The sequence below is a fragment of the Flavobacterium nitrogenifigens genome, from assembly GCF_003254565.1.
Taxonomy (GTDB): Bacteria; Bacteroidota; Bacteroidia; order Flavobacteriales; family Flavobacteriaceae; genus Flavobacterium; species Flavobacterium nitrogenifigens.
In genome coordinates, this window is the sequence record NZ_QJRI01000175.1 from 83,163 (window position 1) to 103,857 (window position 20,695).

Here is a 20,695-nt window from a genome sequence, read left to right on the forward strand (position 1 = left end):
GGGGTTTGTTTATAACAAGTGCTTGTTATAAAGAGAAAAAGCAACGCACTAGACGTACGAAGTCTTTAAGCACGATTCAAAATTAAAAATCTTATTGGAATTAATATAAATTGAATTTGAAATTTTAGCCAAGAATAGGGTACGTTTTTTCAATCAAAACTAAGTTTTCTTTTTTTATCGTAATCAAGCTGTGATGCATTTTGTCTACGATTGCATCATAAGTATTCATAGTTGCTTGTAACTCTTCTAGTATTTCATCTGTATCTACTAAAAGAATATTGTTTTTGTAAATTGGGTCAGATGCCATTTTGTAATATGGAACGTACTGGTATTTTATGGGTTTGTTGATTAATCCTCGTATGTTTAAAAATAGCTTTAACGGTTGGGGTAGTTCTTGACCAGCTATTGAGATAAAAACACTTGCAAGTACAGTTTTAGCATCAAGCTTGTTTATGATTACTCTGCTTATAAACTGATTGAAGATTGATTTCAATTCAGCTCTATTGTCTTTTGCATCGATTAGCATTTGCACTGTAGCTTGTTTATCATCCTGACGAGCCAATAGCTTGCGCAGTTCAAATAATTCTTTTGAAATCAGATTATATTTGTTGGTTGCTTCGGTTTCCTCGCTTGTAATTACAGCACGTCGTGATAGAAATTCATCTTTTGTGATTTCTCCCTCCTCACGCATTGCAATAACATTTATATTGCGTTTTTCTATTTTCTTTAGTATCTCGTCATTTGTTTTTAACTCGCTTTCAAGAAGTAGAATTTTTGTTTCCAATTCTTTTTTAAGGTCGCTATTTCCTAGATATTGCAATATGCTTGGACTGTTTACAATTTCATTATAGATTGCAGAATCCAATAGCGATATATTGACCCCAATGTTACCGCAATTACCTTTAGGTTTTAATCGGGAACTACAAATATAAACCTTGTCACCACCTTCAACAGGCTTAAATTTTGCAAAATAGTTACGACCACAACAACCGCAAATAAGCAAATCTTTCAATAGGTAAGTGTAAGTAGTAAGATAGTTTCGATGTGTTTTAGTTTCCATTATTTCGATACACTCGTCATACAATTGAGCAGAAATAATTGGCGGTGCTGATAAGATTAGTTCTTTGAATCTTTCTCCTTTTCGTTTGATTACTGCACCATCATAATCGTCATCAATATCAAGCTTATCGCCTTTATATCTTCTTTGACCTTTGTAGATTGGATTTCGAATTATATCGTTTACGGTTTTATCGACCCATTTAAAGCCAAATTTTTGTTGTTCGGATTCTTTGCTCTGAAAGTTTTTGGCTGTACGAGTTGGTGTATTTGGTCTATTGTTGAGGTAGCCAGCAATCTTTTTGCAGCCGTTTCCTTGTCTATAAAGGTCAAAAATTTCTTTAATGATTACAGCTTCATCTTTGTCAATAACTAACTTTTTATCAGCGTCTTTTTTATAGCCATACGGATAATATGAGCCACCACCAGCACGACCCAAAACACTAGCACTTTGTAGTAAACCTGACCTACTACGCTTTTTGAAAGTGTCAGCTTCCATATCAGCAAACTCCATTAGCATTTGAAAAACGGCAATTGTTATTTTATGAGGATTACCGTTTTCGTCCAACATCTTTGAGCCGTTTGTTGTGACGCAAATTTGAATCTTCTGAGTTATCAAATCATTTACGATTTGTCTAGTTTGGAGTGGGTCACGTCCAAGTCTTGAAAGCTCGGTGACATATAGGCAACTGTAATATTTCGGGTCTTCTTCAACCTTGTTTAAAAATTTCGTTAATTGCGGTCTGCTTTTAGCGTGTTTATAACCTGAGATATTTTCGCTATATAAGTCGATTTCGTAATCAGTGCCAAAGTTTTCACGTTCAATAAATGCTTTAATGTCTGAAATTTGACGTTCAAAAAATTGGTCTTGGGTACTGACTCTAACATAAACTGCAAATCTTTTCATATTCTATAACCTTGATATTGTGCAAAGTTATTAATAAATTTTAGACCACCAACTATATAAGAACTACTAATGTTGCTTTGGTAGGAGGAGGGAGTTATCCGCAGCCAGGAGAAATCTCGATGGCGCATAATGGTGTTTTATTTTTGGATGAATTGCCAGAATTCAAACGTGATGTTTTAGAGGTAATGCGTCAGCCATTGGAAGATCGAGAAGTAACAATTTCTCGTGCTAAGTTTACCATTACGTATCCATCATCTTTTATGTTGGTGGCAAGTATGAATCCAAGTCCAAGCGGATTTTTTAACGATCCAAGTATGCCAAATACTTCTTCGCCACACGAAATGCAGCGTTATATGAGTAAAATTTCGGGACCATTATTAGACCGAATAGATATTCATATAGAAGTTACGCCCGTTCCGTTTGAGAAATTATCAGATGAGCGAAAATCAGAAAGCAGTGTCGAAATTCGTAAACGTGTTACAGCAGCACGAGAAATTCAAACCAAGCGATTTGAAGCCGTTGAAAATGTTCATTATAATGCACAAATGAGCAGTAAACTAATTCGAGAATTTTGCGTTTTAGACGAACCTTCAAAAGAATTGTTAAAAACAGCCATGGAAAGACTGAATCTTTCTGCTAGAGCTTATGATAGAATTCTGAATATCTTTTTTTTTCAGTTATTGCAGTTAGCTCTGTCTGTGTCATTCTTTATTCCAGAAGCCATCCCATCGTAGATCTATGCTTTTAGGAACAATTCGATGATGTGAAATGCAATTGTAAATAGCTTCTACAGACATTACTGATGTATATCCTAATTCTGTAGGTTGATGATTTGAAATTAAAGATTCTACTGCAATACCAAGGACAAAGCCATTCTCGGATATAACAGCACCACCGCTAAAACCTCCTCTAGCCATTGTAGACAAAATAAAATGTGGATGTCCTCCAGTGTATTTATCAACTATAGCATTTATTTCACATTTAGAAACTACAAGTATAGGGTGTGAAGAAAATGGAATTATTGGATATCCCATTATAATTGCATTTGAAAGAAGAAATTCGTCACCCAACCAATCATCTAAATGATCACCTAGTAAAAGAGTAGGGCAGTTTAAATCTTCAATTATTAATGCGGCAATGTCTATTTTTTCGTCAGGATGAAAATAAGGTCCTTTAAAGTTGCAAGTGGTTTTAGGAGTGTAATCTAAACTAACTTTAACCATTCCAGAGCTATGAGTGTCTTCTGTTTCAAAAAGACGACGTTGATGAACTGTTGTGCCTATTTCTTTTATTGTGCAATTTTCAACAACATGCCTTGCAGTGATGAAAACATTATCTCCAATATGAAAACAAGATCCAATTCCTTCGTCGCCATTTTTGTCTAAAATAGTAATGTATGCTACTCCTGCACCATACATGTCATATAAATTTCTAAAGCGATTTGGGGATATAATTTCTTTAGTTTTTTTTTCTTGTTCTGCCATGGAATTTATTTTTCAAAGATTTCAGCACTAGATACAAGATTTTTATTAATAAGCTATATCTAGTCAACTATGAGATTTGATTATACGAATGTAAGATTTTATTATGCATATTGTCAATTATTAATTCGTAATATTTGGCTTTTGCTGTTTCTATTTTAGATTTTATTCCTTAGAGATATTGTAGGGTTATTATAATAGTTTTAAAAGAAATTTAGCAATATATTTGTTTTTAAGTACTAACTATTTAGGGTAAAAGAATGAAGTTAATTATAACTAGCACCGATGCTTTATTTGATAAAGAAAAGCAAGAATTTTTCCCAGGCTCTCTTGAAGCCTTGCAATATTTTAAAAGTTTAAGTAGTGATCATAAAGTTGTGGTGATATCTAATCATGCTGAGACATTGGAAGTTATACCAGAGGGAATTTATACTCTAAATCTTTCGGAAATTAAGTGGATAAGGAAAAGTCCTAAATTAATAGAATACATATCTACCAAATTGAATATTCTCTTCGAAGATATTATTGTGCTTGGTTCTAAAGATGATGATATGATTTTGGCGGCAAATGCTCGAATTTTGTTATTAACGGCTGACTATGCAAAAAAAAACAATCCAGATGATAGGATTTATTCAGAAGGTTATGGAATAGGTATTTTATCTATTGATAGACTTTATTATTTCTTTGATCATTATCTAAACATAGCTACTCCATGGTTTTTCTCTCATTCAATAGATGAGTCATTTAAGTTGTTTGGCTTAACTAATGCCATGACTGGTCAAATGAGAGACCGTACAGAAATCGAAATTTGTAATCATTTAAGATCTCATTTAAAAGCGGGGTATGAAAAAGGCAAATCTCCTTTTAGAATTTATAGTCTTTTAAGTCTTTATAGAATTTTTAAAGAAATTAGAGATATTAATTATTGGGCTTGTTATCCTTCATCTAGTGGTGAACCTAATGAAGCATTAATTTCAATAAAAGAAGTTCTAAGAAAATCATTTGGTAGTAGGACGACACAAGATCTGTTAATTAGACACAAGCCATCTGTAAAAAGAAATATGCTTAGTGCGGGATCTAGAGTTTCAGACGGATGTGATTCTCAATTTGACTCTATTCATCTAAACCCTTATTATAAAGGAAAAATCAAAGGTAAAAATTTTTGTATAATAGATGACTTTAGCACTCATGGTACTTCGAGCGAAACTGTTAGGCATTTACTTCAGCATGAAGGAGCGAATAAGGTAATTTTTATTGCTCTGGGGAAGTTTAAATTAACTTATAAAATGTATGATTATAGTTTAAGTGGCGATTTATATGCGCCAGCGTATAAATACACAAAAAATGGAATTTATAAAGAGATTTCTGGGGTTATAAATAATAGCGGTTCAGAAGAATTGTTAGACTCATTAAAAGACGCTTTTTTATGAATAAATTAGAGGTACATGATTTAATTTTCCTGACATATATTACCAATTATGATATTGGATTAATGTATGAAGCATTAGAATTGAAGGAAAGGGAAGAGATTTTGGCATATTGTGTTAATAAAATGAAGCTGAATGAAAAAGAGCTTAACGCGAGTGTTGAAAAAACAAAAATTGGTTTGCAAAAACTAAGGTATCATAGGATAAAAGCTATTTCGATTTTTGATGATAATTATCCTAAGAGATTAAAGGAAATTAAAGACGCTCCACCAGTTTTGTATATTAAAGGAGAATTTAAAGAAAATAAGACATGTGCTGTCGTAGGAAGTAGGGATGTTTCCTCTTTTGCTTATGCAAATACAAAAAAAATTGTTGATTGGCTTAATGAAGAAGAGTATTCTATCGTGTCAGGCTTAGCGGAAGGGATTGATTCTATAGCTCATTTAATTGCTTTAAAAAACAGCCAATACACAATAGCGGTTTTGCCAAATTCTTTAGATTCAATTTATCCCAATACAAATTATGAATTGGCGATCGATATATTAAATGCAGGTGGATGTCTTATATCTGAAAGTATGTTTGGTATAAATAGAGGTAAAAAAAGCTTTGTACAAAGAAATAGAATTCAGTCTGCATTATCAGATATTGTGATACCAATAGAAATGGGAACAAATTCAGGAACTATGCATACTATTAATTTTGCCAAGCGATATGGGAGAAAAGTTCTTGTGCAAAAAATTACTGATGATTGTAGGTCTTTGGAGCAATATTCAGGAATTCAAACTTTGTTGACGAATCCTTTTAAAGGTTTGTATATCTATGATGATCAAGAAAGTTTTAAGGAACTTTTAGATAAGAAACAAAATAATGATCAAACAGAAATTGATTTTAATCTATAAAGTAACAAGTATTTTAATAATATTTAACAATTGTTTTTTATGGTATTATTCATATATTAGCTTGATGTGAGATATTAATAAATATGTGATTTTGTGCTGGATTGTAATTTAAATTTAATTAAAAATGAGACCATTAATACTTAGTTTTGCAGAAAGACCTAAAAATACAAATCTAGATTATTCAATTATAGAATATTCTAAAACTAAAAACTTATCAGTATTGAAGGGTACTAATATTCCAGCTGTAGCATATGTAAATATGGATACTGAGACCTTTACTAAAACTACTGGAGAGCCAACTGACTCAGATAATGATACAAGATTTCGAGTGAAAAGATTAATGGATACTAGTTCTGAAACTTTTACTACTACAGAACCAAGTGATAGTGACAGAAATTACTCATCATTGAAATTATTGATGGATACAATGACAATTACAGAATCTCAAGAACCAACGGATTCGGATAAATGATTTTAATAATTACCCACAAAGAAGATTTTACGGTTGATTTTGTTGTTGATAAGCTTAATAAAAAAAATATAAGTTATTTCAGACTTAATTGTGAAGATATACATAAAGATTTCTACAATTTTAAAAATGAGGATGGATTTAATTTTACAATTAATGGAATAAGCAATTTTGATTCTGTGTGGTTTAGAAGAACTAAATTGCCAGATCTTGACATTAATGATGAAGCAGAAAAGCTTTTTTTGTTAGGGGATTATGAGACACTTTTTGATAACATTTATGCGCTAACGGATACAAAAAAATGGTTAAGTAATCCTAAAGAGATTTATATAGCTGAAAATAAAATTTTTCAATTAAAAATAGCAAAGTCAATAGGGTTTAAAATACCAAATACATTAGTAACAAATTCGCATAAAGAGTTGTGTCATTTTTTTGAGCAGAATGGTTGTAATGTTATAATAAAGCCAATAAGGCAAGGGAGATTAGTAGGAAAAGATGGTTTTAAAACAATTTTCACTAATAAGCTTGATTTAGAAATAATTCAAAAATTAACTGAATTTGATTTGACTCCGTGTATTTATCAGGAATATATAAATAAACAATATGAAATAAGAGTAACAGTTGTTAATGATAAAGTATTTGCAGGAAAAGTAAATTCGCAATCTAGAGAAGACACGTCAATTGATTGGAGAAAAGAAAAAATTCCATTTGAAAGATATGATTTGCCTGTAGAAGTTGAAAACAAATGTAAATTAATAACTAACAAATTGAATCTATCATTTGGCGCGATTGATTTGATAAAAACAGAAGATGGTGGTTATGTTTTTTTAGAAATTAATCCCAATGGGCAATGGGCATGGCTTGAAATGGAAGCTGGTTTGCAAATCTCTGATGAAATAATAAACTTTTTAACTTAGATAAGGTGTGTGGTACTTTGAATATATAGGGCTTAAAAAAGCTAAAAAAGACGTAGAAAGCGATACTGATCTTGAGCAGAATTTACAACAATATGAAAATATTACCGATATTAAACTAGCTGATAGATATTTGACATATTTAAAAGAAATTGATAGTTATCAAAAAGATCGGAGAGTAACAATTGAAAATAAAAATTCTCAGTTAGTAGGACAGGCAAGTATTGTAACTTCTATTTTTGCCTTGTTTGTTCCGTTGTTACTAGATGGTTTTAAGGATTTGTCTTGGGCGGTTAAAGTCTCTCTGACGGTAGTTTTTGTTTTTATTATGTTTCATTATTTAATGACTATTTTTCATGCAATAAAAACCCTGAAAATCAATAAATATAGTTATGCTACAAGAAGTGCTTCTTCAGTAACCAAAGCTTCAAGAGCAAAAAATGAAATTGAATTTTTAAATGAAGAAATAAATGATCTAGTCATTATTGTTAACCAAGCCTCTCCTGTAGATAATATTAAAGGAGAAAATTTAATTCTAGGGACTCGATGTTTTGAAATTGCAAATTTTGGTTTTGGGTTGTTGACTTTTATGATAATTGTATCTTCTTTTTTGATTGAAGAAGATTCTAGCGAAATAAAAATTTCAAATATCAAAGAATTAAAGATGACAGTTATTGATACTGTAAAAGTTAAGGCTTATAGTATTCAGCAAAATAGTATTACGCCTAATAAATCGGTTAAGGATTCTTTGAAAACTAAAGCTGACAATGTAAAAAACAATGATACTATAAATCCTAATGGAGTATCTACGAAAAAACCTTGATTATGAAATATAGATAATGAGGAAAGTAGTTGAATTTATTGTTTGTATTAGTTTAAGGGTTTTATAATAAATTATTGTTTGAAAAATATTCTGTTGGGCTGTCAATAATTACATGCAAATTGAATTACTGAGAAGTTATGTAGTTTTATCTAATATTGCTTTTATTTTCTTAACTGTATTTGGGCTTGCTTTGTAATTTCTTTCCTTATCTACAGATAGTTTGGATAAATCTCTTAAAGATAGATTTGGATTTGCCTTTATAATTTTTACCAATAATTTGTGTTTTGTTAGAACCTCATCAATTGTATCAATAGTTCCTTTTATTCTGCCTTTGTATGTATTGGGGTTTTTAGCAATGGCGGCTTTAATACCTTCGCGTTGCCTTTCTAACAAAGCTTCACGTTCCATAGTAGCAACATTTGCCAGCACGTCAGTAATAATCTTAAAGATTGAATTAGATTTTCCGTTAACTATTGAGCATATGCCTAAGTTATCTATGTATACGTTTACTTTGTCTTTGTCAAGTCGATTTAATGTTGATTGAACATCAAAACTATTACGACCCAAGCGATCGACACTTGATACGTTTAATGTGTTGATTGTACCTGTTGAGATAGCATCATTTAATTTTATTGCTTCGGGTCTTTCGTTGAAAGGAATTGAGCCAGAGCATATGTCGATGTATAATAGTTCATCTGGGTGGGTCTTGGCTAATTGGCGACGCGTTGATTGTGAAGATGTACTCACTCTTATGTATCTTGCTTTCATATTATAGCTTCTGATTAATTTGAGAATCCAAAGGTATAATATTGTGAATTATTGTGCAAATATAGAGTGGTGTATTTTGAACATGTAATTTGCATTGTGTTCTAGGTTTTCTTGTTTTTAAAATCGTGAAGTTTATAAGTATAGTCTTTTTTTGCACATATTCTAATAAACCGTATTTATACGTATTGTTTAATATCTATTTTTAGATGTATCTTGTTTCAGAAAATATTTTAGAAATTATGGTTTTCCGTAAAAATGACAAAAAATAAAGAATAACATTTGTTTGATAGAAAAGTTTATTTTTTTAGACAATTAAAAGATTGCAATATGAGTGTATACTATTCATTAATATCAAAAGAATGATTAACCAAATTTGATTTATCTACATTTGCACGTAATTTTAATTAAAATGAATAATGAAGGATAAAATACAAAATAAGGACATAGATAAAATGCGAAGTTATTCTTCAATATTTTCAAGTTCATATTTTTCAAACTTATTACAACACGATGATTATTCGTTTATTGATGATAATATTCTTCAATACGACCAACTTAAAATTGGAAAAAGCTTTAAAACATATTATGAGTATATCAGATACATTTATAATGAATTAACTAAGCAATACAGAAATGAATATGTGTATAAAAATACCTTTATAACTGAGTTGTTAATTAACTCGTACGGTGTAAAAAATACTATTGCTTTAAGTGAGTTCAAAGTTGGTAATTCAATAGCAGATATTGTTTTGTTCAATGGTACAAGTAAGGCATTTGAAATAAAAACAGAATTGGACTCTAGAAGGAGGCTGAATGGACAGTTGATGGATTATCGAAAGATATTTAAGGAATGCTATGTTATAATTCATGAAGCATTTATAGATGACTATTTGATAGAAAATGATTCTGTTGGTGTTATTGTCTTGGAAAGACAAAAGAGGTCTTTAAAAATGAGAGAGATTCGGAAAGCAAAAGAAAACTTAGAAATTGATTCAGATGCTTTAATGCATTGTATTAGAACAGAAGAATATAAAACCATAATTTTAGAATATTTTGGTGAGCTTCCTAAAATGAATAGCTTCAATATGTTTGAAATTTGTAGAGAATTGATGCGTGAAATTCCATCAGAAACATTGCATAATTTATTTATTGAGCAGTTAAAAAAAAGGAAGTCTAACACTAAAAATTTAGCGGTTTTTCAAAAAGAACTGAGGCAGTTAGGGTTATCAATGAATATAAATAACAATTTACATGAAAAATTATTATATAAATTAAATAAACCAATACCATTTTAATATATGTATTATCCATACCTAAGAGGGAGGCAATTTGAATTAATTGCCTTAAGAGAATTTGCTGAAAACCATGGTTCAAAAAATAATGTTATTCCAATAATTGAACCCGTAAAAAAAAATCATTCAGGTTTTAAGTTGGCAATTCCTAAATTGATTAAAGGAGGAGTGAAATTTGCTTTAATTCTAAACCCTCAAAATGGTGATTATAAGAAGTCTGCATTCACCTTGAATGGTATGGAGGATTTACTTAAAAATACAAATAATTGGATTCCTGCATTTATTATAAAAAACAATTACAAAGAAATCGAGGATTTAATAGAGTTTTATAATTATGATGACATAATGTTGATTTGTAGTGAATTAACAGATACAACTAATGAAGTTTTTCAAAAATTGGTTATGAGTCAACGTGTAAAGTATATTGTTTGTCAAAATAATAGAACGTTAAAAAGTTTGACTGTTGATACTGATAAAAGTCTAATAAGATTAGATGATAATTTTAATGGGCAGAAAAGAAATATTGATTATTTAGACATGGCAGAAGAAAAATTTAGTGAAGAGCATCTTTTTTATCGTAGGGATGGTTTTATGGGATTTTCGGACTATACATGTTTGTCAAGCCAATTTGTAGAAGGTGGTAGCGTACCATACGCGGTTTCAATACATATGACTTATGAAAAATCTAATAAAGAGATTTGGATTAGGCATTTCACCTCTAAGAGTTATCCAACATCAACAGCAAACATACAGGCGAAGTTTGCTGAAGCTTGCGTGAAAGCTTTGAAGTTTATGGATGAAGAAAATATTAATACAGAAGCGATTGAGGAACTAAGAAAGTATTATACAGAAGCGAAATATCCAGGTCTTGGTGTGGTAAAGAAAATATCTATAAAGCATCATTTGGAGTTAGTAAATAGTATTTTATAAAATCAAAAATTGTTGAGGTTATAAACAGGTTAATTCATTAGGTTTTTATAAACTCGTTTTAAGCCTCTTTAAAGACTTGTTTTTATCTCTATGCTAACTGATATTAAAATACCGATACAGTTTGTTAAAACACTGTTTAAATTGTTTTTAGAGCGTATTATTGATTTTGGTGTGGATTGTGAATTTATTGAAGTTCAATTTATTTTTTAAATCCTAAAATTTGTAGATAGACGTAAGATTGAATTATGTTGAGGACAAAGATGTCTAAAAAATATGCTAAATCATGGGTGAAATTATTGTGAGCAAAATTGAATGCAATAATTTGAATAGTAATTATCAGTTCATTTATGCATTTGTAATACTATATAAATATTACTTATTAAAACTATCTTATAAAACCATTTAAAACAACCCATGTTTTCTTTTTTCGGGTTTTGATTCTATCTAATGAGTGGAGTAAAGGGATAGTGTTGATAATCAACTGATTACAACTTGTCTTTTTTTGAAAGTATTATCTTACGGAATATGATTAAGTTTAATATTAAATAATTGAAAATTTAATCAAAATCAAAAAAAATCTTCACGTCGACTTCTAATGCTAGAGATAGCTTTATGATTGTAGAGAGCGTAACATTGGTTCTGGCATTTTCTATTCTGGAAATAGTTGTCTTATCAATAAAAGATGCTGAATCTATATTATTCATAGCTGTAGCTAGGTCTAATTGCGTTAGTCCTTTTGACTCTCTTATTTTTTTAATATTAAGTCCAAATTCTTTTTTCGTTTTTGAGAGATCTATTGACATAAAGTCAATATTAATTGTTATTTTCGCTGTGTAAGTAAACATATATGTCAACATTGCGATGCTGATTTATGTTTAAATAAATAATTTAATACTAAATATTTATAATTAAAAAGATGAAAAAACTATTTACTTTTTTAATGATGTGTTTGATGTCAACGGCTACATTTTCACAAATAAGCGAAGTTTCTAAACCATTAAAACAAACCAAAGTTGGTTCTTTCGGGGCGATTTTGATTAGTTGCGATAGATTTGAAAATATTTCTATTTTCCAATTTGACGATTCTAAATACCAGCAAATTAAAGTACCAGTTTTTTTCAACCTAACTAATTCAGAATATGAAGAAGTATATCAAGCCATATCTGATAAATTTTCTAAAGAAGAATTTACTCCAGATGAGAACTTGATAATGACTACAAAGGATAACGCTAAGATTATCTTTAAATTTACTAAATCATTGGGAACAAAATCGGTAAAATTTGGTGTTGAAAAAAATGGAGTGTACGCGATGGGGTATTATTTAACTCAAAAACAAGTGAAAAAACTATTTGATAAAGTGTAATTGATTTAGTAATTGTAAAGAATAATAAGGGCATTTTAAATGTCCTTTTTTTATTTATCTTAAGTCTGAAGAAATAATAGAGCTATTGTTTTTAATGCTGTAATTACAGCTTTTGCATTTATTTTTAAGGTTAGTGTTAATCGGCTTGTTTATAGTGTATTATGTTTTTTTGTTGTTGCTGTAATACTATGTTTAATATGGATCTAAGTGATTGTCAATTAATTCTTGAAGGTTTTCGTCGATTCCTTCGAAAGTTAAACGAGGTTTAAAAGGAACTGTATTTCCAAATTTTTTCAAATGATTTCTATAAAGTTGAAGTTCATGTCCGCGATAAATTTTAAAATAAAACATTGAGAAGCCCTTTAAATTGACAGTGCAGTATTTTTCATCTATTATAATGCTCTCCATTATTGGTAAAATCTGGCTTTTGAAAACTTCTAAATTATCGCTGTAGTGAAAAATTTCATTTTCTAAAGCTATGTGTATAGAATTATTGGCTTCGGTAAGTTTTGAATTATTTTCATTCAATTTCAATATTTCACTATTGTATCTTGATAGTGCTTCATCGAATTGACTTTCTTCAATATGTTCAGCGGTAAATAAATCATAGTTTTTTCGTGACATTTTTTGAAGTTGTGAAATACGAGCTTTATTGATTTCAATAGTTGCAATGTTTGCTTTAATTTGAGTATTGAATTTGGCTCGTTCTTGTTTGTCTTTAGATATTTTTGCCGTGTGTTCGAGCCAATCTTTAATTTCTGATATTAAGTAGGCTCTGTTTACACTTTTTACTCCACACGACGAACTACATTTATATAAATCAGTTCTGCTTTTGTCATTAATTGTTTGGATAAATGTTGCTTTGCATTTGCAAAAGATAAATGATGCGAATGGGTTGATATATTTAGCTTCTGACACAAATCTAAACCTCTCTTTAATGAAAGTTTGAGCACGATCAAATACATCTTCACTTACAATTGGAGGAGCAGGAATAATTAAATCAAGATATCTTCTCTGACCTTTGTAAAATGGATTGGTAACTATGGAATGAACAGATGCACTAGACCATTTCCTTTGATCTTTATAGTTTTCATTTAGGTAATTTGCAATTTTTCGACAGCCTAAGCCTTGTAATAGCATATCATACATTTTTCTGACCACTACTGCTTTTTCTTCATTTATTACTGGGTAGCCATCTTTTTTGTCGTATGCATAAAGCATACCATGATAAGATTTTCCTTTTAGAACTTCTGATTGCCTTCCTGATTTTATACGATATCCTAGTGTCTCAGATTCCTGTGTTGCTATTGACGACAATAATCCAACCATCATTTGAGCCAAATAGTTTACAGTTCCACCTTCATTAAGCGTAGATAATTTTTCTTTATGTATGTGGATATTTATTTTCTTCTTGCTACAATCTTCAATAAAATTTACGGTTTGTATATATTGTCGGCTTATTCTACTTAATTCCGATACTAGGACATGATTGATTTTATTTTGGTTTATATAGTCAATCATTAAATTAAAGTTTTCTCTATCATCAAAACCTTTTTTGTATCCGCTTATACTATCTGAAAATATTTTGACAATTTTTAATCCAAGTTCATTGGAATATTTTTGTAGATCTAAAATTTGGCGATCAGTATTTTGCTCTTTAGTGCTTACTCGTACGTATATAACAGCTTTTTCCACATTATTTTTTTACAAAGATAATTGAAAAACTGCTATAATTGAAATAATAAGTTAAAAGTTTCGAGAACCATAGCCGATTTAGATCATTCTGAAAATATTGTTTCATCTCATATTGCAGAAGCTATTCAATATAGAAGTTTGGATAGAGAAGGGTGGCTTGGATGATTTTTTATTGCTTAATTATATATGCTAATTGATAAGATTTTCAATTAGCATATATAATTAGAAAAATTAAAATTAAAAGAAAGAATACCCAACAATTAAAGAAGTGGTTTGGTAAGTTGAACGCCAGTCTGGATTATCAGCCAATATGCCTCTAGGAGTTTGATATCTTACCTCTGCACTAAATTTATCTAAAAATTTACATCCTAAACCAAAACCGAAATTGATACCTGACTTTACCTCCAATTTATTTAGTTCAGATCCATCTTTTCTTGTGATGTTGACTTTAGAGTTGTTGCTGAAATCTACAATAAGGGAGCCGTTGGCAAATATTTGGATATTTTTATTAATGAAGAAATAGCGCCTAACGCCAATTGGCAATTCAATTGATTTATAATCTATTTTACCTGTCAGAGTTCCGCCAATAACTTGAGAACTTTGTATTGTTTGTTCTCCTTTGTAATATTGGTACGTTGGTTCAACAATAATAGACCAGCTATTTTTATTAAATGGCAAAATAAATTCGGCTTCAATTCCTAAACTAAAGCTTGATTTTCCACCAAAATCAAAACCAATTCCTTCAAAAATAGAGTTGTCTATAGATAAAGAACTATTATTATATCTAGGTCTAAGTGTAAGGTTGAATAAGTCTTTCTTTTCATTTACTTCAAGATCAACAAATTCAGAATTTGTGCATTTATTATATTTTGCAAAAATACGTACTAGAGCACTTTTAGTATAGCTTAATGTCTCATATTCATTTTGCTGAATATTATCGCATTTCAAGTCAAGATAAAGCTGTTCTCTGAAGTAATTATTTTTAGCAATTTGGTCATCATTTGCGAAGTAAGTTTTGTAAACAAGCTGCTTTATTTCAGAATCATTCATTTTGTAAAAGAAACGCCTTACAGTTCCATCATCATACAAATACAATGAAGCATTTCCTTCCATTAGAACTTGCAGAAACAGATTTTCCTGGTGAAAAACAGGATTTTTGTCTTTGTTCATGTTTTGCAAATTTTTGGTAGAACGATCTATATTTACAATTGATCTTATAAACTTGTTTTGACCAGAAATTCCAAAACCTTTTATGGCTTTAATATCTGAATCAATAATGGGTGAATCCTCAGATAGACGATATTTGAAATTGGTTGGAGTATTTTTCCAATCCATATTCTCAATTAAGCATTCTATTTTTTGATTGTTCTCTGAGATAATGTATCCTTTTTCAAAAGCTATTTGAGAATAATTTTTAATAGTTAAAAGTAAAGTTAAAGCAGTAAATAAAATTTGTTTTTTCATTAAATTAAATAGGTTATCAGATTTGTTTTTATTTTGGTTTAGTATCTAAAAGAGTCGTTTTTTATATAATGGAACAATAAAAATTGTGGGGTTTAGGTCGGATTATTTTATACAGTTTTTTTGAGTCAAATATAGTATGATAAGTATCTATAATCTTTACGGGAAACCGTAAGATTGTTTTTTTTTTAATGGCGCGTGACTTTCTACTTTTTGTTGATTTTTTTGTTCTTTACTTTACAGTTTATTACTAGTGGTAAAAAAAAAATCATAAAAGAATAAATTTCTTTTATGATTTTTGGTTAAGCAAAACGAATCGTTTTTACAAAATAGATTATTTTATCATTAAATGTGAGGATAAAAGAATTTAAAAGAATTGGAAACAGCTGTATGCAGAATTGACCCATGATTTTCTTCTGGGAAATAATCAAAATAGACTTTTACATTTTTGCTTTTTGATTCCTTTAGTTTTTCTGCCAGTAAATTAGCGTCAACTTCCATAACATGCGGAATTGCTGTTGGAGCTAATCCTTCTTTGCCGACAGCAATATAAATTTCGGTTGGTTGTGTAAAATTTTCTTTCAGCATTTCAGAATCCAAATCTAGCAATGAGCCATTGTTCCACCATAAGCTCGGACTTACAATCACATACTTATTAAAAAGAGTTGGCTTTTTGAGTAAGATTTCAGTTCCTAATAATCCGCCAAGAGATTGGCCAATAATGGTTTTAGAATCATTTGTCTTGTATTTTTTCTCAATAAAAGGCTGTAATTCTTTTTCGATAAAAGCAATAAACTGATCAGAATGCCCAGTTGTAGGAAATCGAGTTTTATCATTTTCAACAGTAGTAGGAAAAGTAAAATCGCGTCTTCTGTCAACAGTTGCAATTCCGACAACAATTGATTTTGGAACCTGATTGATCCACTCAAAACTATTAAATTGAACTAATCCAGAAATATGAATAAAATCTTCATCGGCAGATCCGTCCAGCAAATAAATAACTGGATATTTTGTGTCTTCTGCTGGATTGTAACCTTCAGGAAGATAGATATTTAAAGTTCTTTTTTCGTTTAATTCTTTTGATTGAATTTCATCGATAACGCCTAATACAAAAGGCTTTGGAGTTTCTGTGGTTTTTGTTTTATTTTTTTGGCTGAATATAAAATTCGAAGAAAAAAGTAAAAAAGTTAAGGCAATAAATTTGGTCATTAATTTTTGAAATTTTGTGGTATTGATTCTTGTTTCACTTCTTGTTCAGGCTTGTAATAACTACTTCTATTTGTAGTAACAATTAAAACGCCAGCTTCGCCGTAATTACCATAAATACTGATTCCAGCTTTTTTTTCAAGAGCAATAATTTTTTTGATTTCAATTTTAGAAAGAACAAGTTTTTCTTTTTCAAGATCTTCAAAGCGATGCGGAATTCCGTCAACCACCACAATCGGATGATCTGTGATTTTTCCAGCTTTAGCTAGATTTGAAATAGAATCGGAAAGATAGAGTTTGTCTTGCCCTTCGTCAGAAAGCTCGTATCTGTTTTGAGAAAAAACAGCGGCAGAAATGAACAAAAACAGAAAGGTGAAAAATTTCATCATTTGTGTATTTTTTAGTTTTTCAGATTAGAAAATTAATTTTTAGATCGAAAATACAAAAAAATCCTGCAAAAAAGCAGGATTTAACAAATAGTAAGATTTTTTTTAATTCTTATTTTTTTCTGCAAAAATAGCATCCAAACCTTCCATTGCAATGGTGAAACCTTCTTTGAATCCCATTTGAATAATCATTTCCAAATCAGATAGTTTTTCGTGTTTGATGACAACATCCACAAAAGTAGAACCGTCTTTTTCTGAGAAAGTCACATTCCAGTCAGAACGCGGAAATTCTTCGTTTAGATTTCCTTCGCTGTCGCTAAAAGCATCTAGATATTTAAAATTAGTTTTCGGACTAATTGAAGTAAAATCAGCAATAGCCCAATGTTCTTCGCCTTCTGGTCCCAGCATGGCATATAATCTGCGGCCGCCTTCTTTAAACTCCATGTTTTTTGTTTTAGATTTCCACGGAGCTGGCGCCCACCATAAATCCAAAATTTGAGCTTCTGTCCAAGCAGACCAAACTTGAGATAAAGAGGCGTTAAATTCGCGTTTTACATTGACAGCCTTATTTTCTTTATCAACGGTAAAATTCATTAAAAGATTTGATTTCATTTTCTTTAGATTTTAGTTAATAACCAGTCGGATGAAATTTAAAACACATAGAAACATAGATTTTTATTGTAAGAAAGGAAATAAAAGAAACTAGTTTCCACACATAGCTTAACTATGTGCATTTAGATTAGTGAAACGCCTTTTTTAAGTTTTCTATCCCGATAGCTATCGGGAATGTTTCTATGTGTTAAAATCAGATCTAACGTTTTTTATAATAATTAATTCAATTAAAAATACATTTATTTTTCTGCCAAGATTTTATCCAAACCTTGCATTGCAGAAGTAAATCCTTCTTTAAAGCCCATCTCGATAATTTTTTGCAGCTCTTCAAAACTGTCACGTCTAATTGTGATATCAACAATTGTCGAATTGCCTTCTTCAGAAAAAGTAATATCCCAATATGAACTGCCAAATTCTGAATTTGGTTTTCCATCAGCATCAGAAAAAGTAGCAGAATGCTTGAAGTTTGTTTTAGGAGAAATCGAAGAATATTCAAAATAACTCCAGCGCTCAGTACCGTCAGGACCAACCATAGCATACAATCTTCGTCCACCTTCTATAAACTCCATGATTTTAGTTTTAGATTTAAACGGAGCCGGTGCCCACCACAAATCTAGAATTTCGGCTTGTGTCCAAGCAGACCAAACGTTTGGCAATGACGCATCAAATTCGCGTTTTACATTCACTGTTTTATTTTCCTTGTCTATAGAAAAATTCATTAATAAATCAGTTTTCATTTTCTTTAGATTTTAAGTTAAGTAATACTTGATCCAATTGGCTAAAACGCTGTTCCCAAATTGCTTTAAATTGCTCCAGCCATTGATCAATTTCTTTCATTTTTTCAATTTTGAGCTGATAATAAATTTCTCTGCCCAATTTCTTTTCTTCCAATAAATCACATTCATTCAGTATTTTAATGTGTTTAGAAACTGCCTGTCTTGTAGTTTGAAATTGCTCTGCAATAGCATTTGGGGTTAATGCACTTGAAGAAATCAAAACTAATATTGCTCTTCTCGTCGGATCGGCAATAGCTTGAAAAATATCTCTTTTCATGTTTTTGGAATATTCATTTCGCAACTAATCAGTTGCAAATATACGCAACTTTTTGGTTGCGCAATATAAAAATGCAATTTTTTTTAATGAGAATATTGCAAAAAAAAGACGCATCAAAAATGCGTCTTTTCTTCTATAATCGTGTTACATAATTACCTTCTAAATTTATTCTTTACAATGATATCTTTCAGTTTGGCCTTCAGGTCTTCGCCTGTATCATAAACCATTTGTTCATTGTTCGGAAAAGCAACGGCACGTTTGTCAAAATACCCAAGATAGTTATCATCGCAAGCGCCTCTGTTTCCTTTGTAAGTTGAGTAAATGTTTTCAAAAACATATTCGCTGCTTATCGGGAAAGTCTGCACTAGCTGATTGCTTTTTAAATCTATATAATCCACTTTTGCTGTAACCAGACAAGATTTAAACTGTCTGAATTCGTAAACCGTTGCACGAAGTGTTTTATAATTATCTACTTTAATTTCTTTGCCTAAACTATCTTTTACAGGTCTTCCGCGACTGTCCAAAAGTGTTTTTACACCATCTTTAACTTGTTTTTCCTTAACAAATTCTTTCTCTTTAATCTGTTCTGGCGAAATAGCGATTTGTCTAAAACTCAAAATCAGGCTATAATCATAAGTGACATTTTTTTGTCTCGTGCTATGGTAAACCGTCCATTTATCATTTAATCCGTAGGTTTTAAAATCCAATAAATCTTCCTGAAGCATTTTCGGAATCACCATTTCGGTTTCATTTTTGGCGTAAACATCTACAAAATCAGTTCCTTTAAACTGAGCATCGTCCATCAGTTTTTTGGCGTTTTTATATCCAGGATTAATACTTTCCAAATAAGCAAAATCGTCGTATGCTTTTCTGAAATCCAATTTGTTATTCGATTTCAAAAGAGACGAAGCATTTTCATATAAATATTTCGAAAGCGCATTTTTACTGTTTACAATCTCATTCGAATAATTATCAAACGGAAAATTTGCATTTCGTCCCAGTTTCAATAGAGGCAAATGCAAAATCGGCCTGATTTTTTCCTGACGGTTATTCAGCTGAACATAAGTATTATAAATGCGTTCTGCATTTGCTGGATTATTTTCTTTATTCAGCATTTCTAGATTACGCAAATCACGATCTTTGGCTTTTGCAAAAGCTTCCTCTAGTAAATAAACATAATCTTGTTTTCCTTTAGAATCTTTTTTGGTGCGAAGTGCCTCTACAGCGCGATCAATTGCACCATCGTAATTTCCGTCGCTAAGCATTGATTGTGTTGTTTTTACCCCGCAAGAAGAAAAGGTTAAAAACAATATAGAAACGAGAAGAGTAATTTTTTGCATAGTGTGTTTTTTGAAGTTGCAAATATATTTTATTTAACTTTCAACAACTATGCCTTTTTCTAATTTATTTAAGGAGCAGAAAAAGCTATTTTCATAAGAACTTTTACTCCCGCTGTCCGCTAAATTCCCGATCAACAAAAACTACGGCTGAAATAGCCTTGTTTTTCTAAATCGGGAGATACCGCTTCCATCGGGGCTAGATTAGAACTTTTGTTTTTCAGAAGAAATAGAAAAACAAATCTAATTTATTCGGCCACTTTTTTATATTCAAAAGTACCCACTTCAGGATTTGTTATAACACGTTTTTGACTGTCAAAAGAGTTTATGGTAAACACAACAGGAAGAATAACAGAAATAATGGTCAATTGAGAATTATCGTTTGATAATTTCCATTTTGCTTTGTGTAATTCATCTCCAATAACACTTTCAAAATCACCATTTTCTTTAAAAACCTGAAAAACCTGATCGGTTTTAAAACGCTTTTCAATGCTTTTTTCTTTTCCGTTTTTGGTCCATTTTACCAGTTGCCATTTTCCGATAAGCTCTTTAGAAGTTTGTGCAGATGTAGATAATGCAAGTAAAAATGCGATGCAAAAAAGTAATTTGTTCATTT

General features: G+C 30.5%; 21 protein-coding genes and 2 pseudogenes. 10 read left to right on the forward strand and 13 right to left on the reverse strand.

From position 1 onward, the window contains the following. Positions 1 to 124 precede the first annotated feature (124 nt). Positions 125 to 1,963, reverse strand: a complete 1,839-nt coding sequence (locus DM397_RS12380; RefSeq protein ID WP_111377835.1) for a recombinase family protein — start codon at positions 1,961 to 1,963, stop codon at positions 125 to 127. Between the two features lie 65 nt (positions 1,964 to 2,028). Here DM397_RS12380 and DM397_RS12385 point away from each other — a divergent pair. Next, a pseudogene (locus DM397_RS12385) lies at positions 2,029 to 2,628 on the forward strand (ATP-binding protein); the annotation flags it as partial. Positions 2,629 to 2,664: 36 nt separating this feature from the next. Here the strand turns inward: DM397_RS12385 and DM397_RS12390 are convergent. Further along, a complete protein-coding gene (locus tag DM397_RS12390) occupies positions 2,665 to 3,381 on the reverse strand; it encodes a S1 family peptidase (RefSeq protein ID WP_162615486.1) in 717 nt (238 codons plus the stop codon). Between the two features lie 323 nt (positions 3,382 to 3,704). Between DM397_RS12390 and DM397_RS12395 the strand changes: the two genes are divergently transcribed. The 5 genes from DM397_RS12395 (at position 3,705) to DM397_RS12415 (ending at position 7,976) form a co-directional block, all read left to right on the forward strand. Continuing rightward, on the forward strand, positions 3,705 to 4,874 hold the full coding sequence (locus DM397_RS12395; protein WP_111377837.1) for a phosphoribosyltransferase: 1,170 nt from the start codon (positions 3,705 to 3,707) through the stop codon (positions 4,872 to 4,874). After that, the gene (locus tag DM397_RS12400; protein ID WP_111377838.1) at positions 4,871 to 5,770 is read left to right on the forward strand and encodes a DNA-processing protein DprA; all 900 of its coding nucleotides are present in this window, start codon (positions 4,871 to 4,873) and stop codon (positions 5,768 to 5,770) included. Before DM397_RS12395 ends, DM397_RS12400 begins: the two co-directional genes overlap by 4 nt. Before the next feature lie 220 nt (positions 5,771 to 5,990). Then, complete coding sequence (locus tag DM397_RS12405; RefSeq protein WP_142479044.1) at positions 5,991 to 6,242, forward strand: hypothetical protein; 252 nt, start codon at positions 5,991 to 5,993, stop codon at positions 6,240 to 6,242. Further along, on the forward strand, positions 6,239 to 7,156 hold the full coding sequence (locus DM397_RS12410) for an ATP-grasp domain-containing protein (RefSeq protein WP_111377840.1): 918 nt from the start codon (positions 6,239 to 6,241) through the stop codon (positions 7,154 to 7,156). The genes DM397_RS12405 and DM397_RS12410 overlap by 4 nt, the downstream gene beginning before the upstream one ends. A gap of 7 nt (positions 7,157 to 7,163) precedes the next feature. After that, complete coding sequence (locus DM397_RS12415; protein WP_111377841.1) at positions 7,164 to 7,976, forward strand: hypothetical protein; 813 nt, start codon at positions 7,164 to 7,166, stop codon at positions 7,974 to 7,976. A 135-nt stretch (positions 7,977 to 8,111) separates the two neighbouring features. Here the strand turns inward: DM397_RS12415 and DM397_RS12420 are convergent, their stop codons facing one another. Continuing rightward, positions 8,112 to 8,744, reverse strand: a complete 633-nt coding sequence (locus DM397_RS12420; RefSeq protein ID WP_111377842.1) for a recombinase family protein — start codon at positions 8,742 to 8,744, stop codon at positions 8,112 to 8,114. 416 nt (positions 8,745 to 9,160) lie between these two features. Here DM397_RS12420 and DM397_RS12425 point away from each other — a divergent pair, with 416 nt between their 5' ends. Together DM397_RS12425 and DM397_RS12430 are read left to right on the forward strand one after the other, a co-directional pair. Beyond that, positions 9,161 to 10,039 carry a sce7726 family protein gene (locus DM397_RS12425; protein ID WP_111377843.1) on the forward strand — a complete coding sequence of 293 codons (879 nt, stop codon included), beginning with the start codon at positions 9,161 to 9,163 and terminating at the stop codon, positions 10,037 to 10,039. A gap of 3 nt (positions 10,040 to 10,042) precedes the next feature. Next, a complete protein-coding gene (locus DM397_RS12430) occupies positions 10,043 to 10,966 on the forward strand; it encodes a sce7725 family protein (protein ID WP_111377844.1) in 924 nt (307 codons plus the stop codon). A gap of 557 nt (positions 10,967 to 11,523) precedes the next feature. On the opposite strand, the gene DM397_RS12435 is transcribed toward DM397_RS12430, so the two are convergent. Continuing rightward, positions 11,524 to 11,769: a helix-turn-helix domain-containing protein gene (locus DM397_RS12435; RefSeq protein ID WP_162615487.1), complete on the reverse strand. Its 246-nt coding sequence runs from the start codon at positions 11,767 to 11,769 to the stop codon at positions 11,524 to 11,526. Between the two features lie 113 nt (positions 11,770 to 11,882). Here DM397_RS12435 and DM397_RS12440 point away from each other — a divergent pair, with 113 nt between their 5' ends. Next, the gene (locus tag DM397_RS12440) at positions 11,883 to 12,329 is read left to right on the forward strand and encodes a hypothetical protein (RefSeq protein WP_142479045.1); all 447 of its coding nucleotides are present in this window, start codon (positions 11,883 to 11,885) and stop codon (positions 12,327 to 12,329) included. A gap of 192 nt (positions 12,330 to 12,521) precedes the next feature. On the opposite strand, the gene DM397_RS12445 is transcribed toward DM397_RS12440, so the two are convergent. Beyond that, positions 12,522 to 14,024 (reverse strand): recombinase family protein, encoded by a 1,503-nt coding sequence (locus DM397_RS12445; protein WP_111377847.1) that lies wholly within the window; start codon positions 14,022 to 14,024, stop codon positions 12,522 to 12,524. Between the two features lie 51 nt (positions 14,025 to 14,075). On the opposite strand from DM397_RS12445, the pseudogene DM397_RS12450 reads away from it, so the two are divergent. Then, positions 14,076 to 14,189 (forward strand): annotated as a pseudogene (locus DM397_RS12450) (magnesium chelatase subunit ChlI family protein); the annotation flags it as partial. Between the two features lie 72 nt (positions 14,190 to 14,261). Here the strand turns inward: DM397_RS12450 and DM397_RS12455 are convergent. The 8 genes from DM397_RS12455 to DM397_RS12490 all read right to left on the reverse strand — a co-directional run bounded on the left by DM397_RS12455 (position 14,262) and on the right by DM397_RS12490 (position 20,693). Beyond that, positions 14,262 to 15,488 carry a porin family protein gene (locus DM397_RS12455; RefSeq protein WP_111377848.1) on the reverse strand — a complete coding sequence of 409 codons (1,227 nt, stop codon included), beginning with the start codon at positions 15,486 to 15,488 and terminating at the stop codon, positions 14,262 to 14,264. 342 nt (positions 15,489 to 15,830) lie between these two features. Beyond that, positions 15,831 to 16,694 carry an alpha/beta hydrolase gene (locus DM397_RS12460; protein ID WP_111377849.1) on the reverse strand — a complete coding sequence of 288 codons (864 nt, stop codon included), beginning with the start codon at positions 16,692 to 16,694 and terminating at the stop codon, positions 15,831 to 15,833. Next, the gene (locus tag DM397_RS12465; protein ID WP_111377850.1) at positions 16,694 to 17,080 is read right to left on the reverse strand and encodes a hypothetical protein; all 387 of its coding nucleotides are present in this window, start codon (positions 17,078 to 17,080) and stop codon (positions 16,694 to 16,696) included. Before DM397_RS12465 ends, DM397_RS12460 begins: the two co-directional genes overlap by 1 nt. A 102-nt stretch (positions 17,081 to 17,182) precedes the next feature. Further along, positions 17,183 to 17,689 (reverse strand): SRPBCC family protein, encoded by a 507-nt coding sequence (locus tag DM397_RS12470; protein WP_111377851.1) that lies wholly within the window; start codon positions 17,687 to 17,689, stop codon positions 17,183 to 17,185. Positions 17,690 to 17,928: 239 nt separating this feature from the next. After that, positions 17,929 to 18,426, reverse strand: a complete 498-nt coding sequence (locus DM397_RS12475; RefSeq protein ID WP_111377852.1) for an SRPBCC family protein — start codon at positions 18,424 to 18,426, stop codon at positions 17,929 to 17,931. Beyond that, positions 18,416 to 18,742: an ArsR/SmtB family transcription factor gene (locus DM397_RS12480; RefSeq protein ID WP_111377853.1), complete on the reverse strand. Its 327-nt coding sequence runs from the start codon at positions 18,740 to 18,742 to the stop codon at positions 18,416 to 18,418. Before DM397_RS12480 ends, DM397_RS12475 begins: the two co-directional genes overlap by 11 nt. A gap of 152 nt (positions 18,743 to 18,894) precedes the next feature. Continuing rightward, a complete protein-coding gene (locus DM397_RS12485) occupies positions 18,895 to 20,082 on the reverse strand; it encodes a hypothetical protein (RefSeq protein ID WP_111377854.1) in 1,188 nt (395 codons plus the stop codon). Between the two features lie 245 nt (positions 20,083 to 20,327). Next, positions 20,328 to 20,693, reverse strand: a complete 366-nt coding sequence (locus DM397_RS12490) for a hypothetical protein (protein WP_111377855.1) — start codon at positions 20,691 to 20,693, stop codon at positions 20,328 to 20,330. Between the last annotated feature and the right edge of the window lie 2 nt (positions 20,694 to 20,695).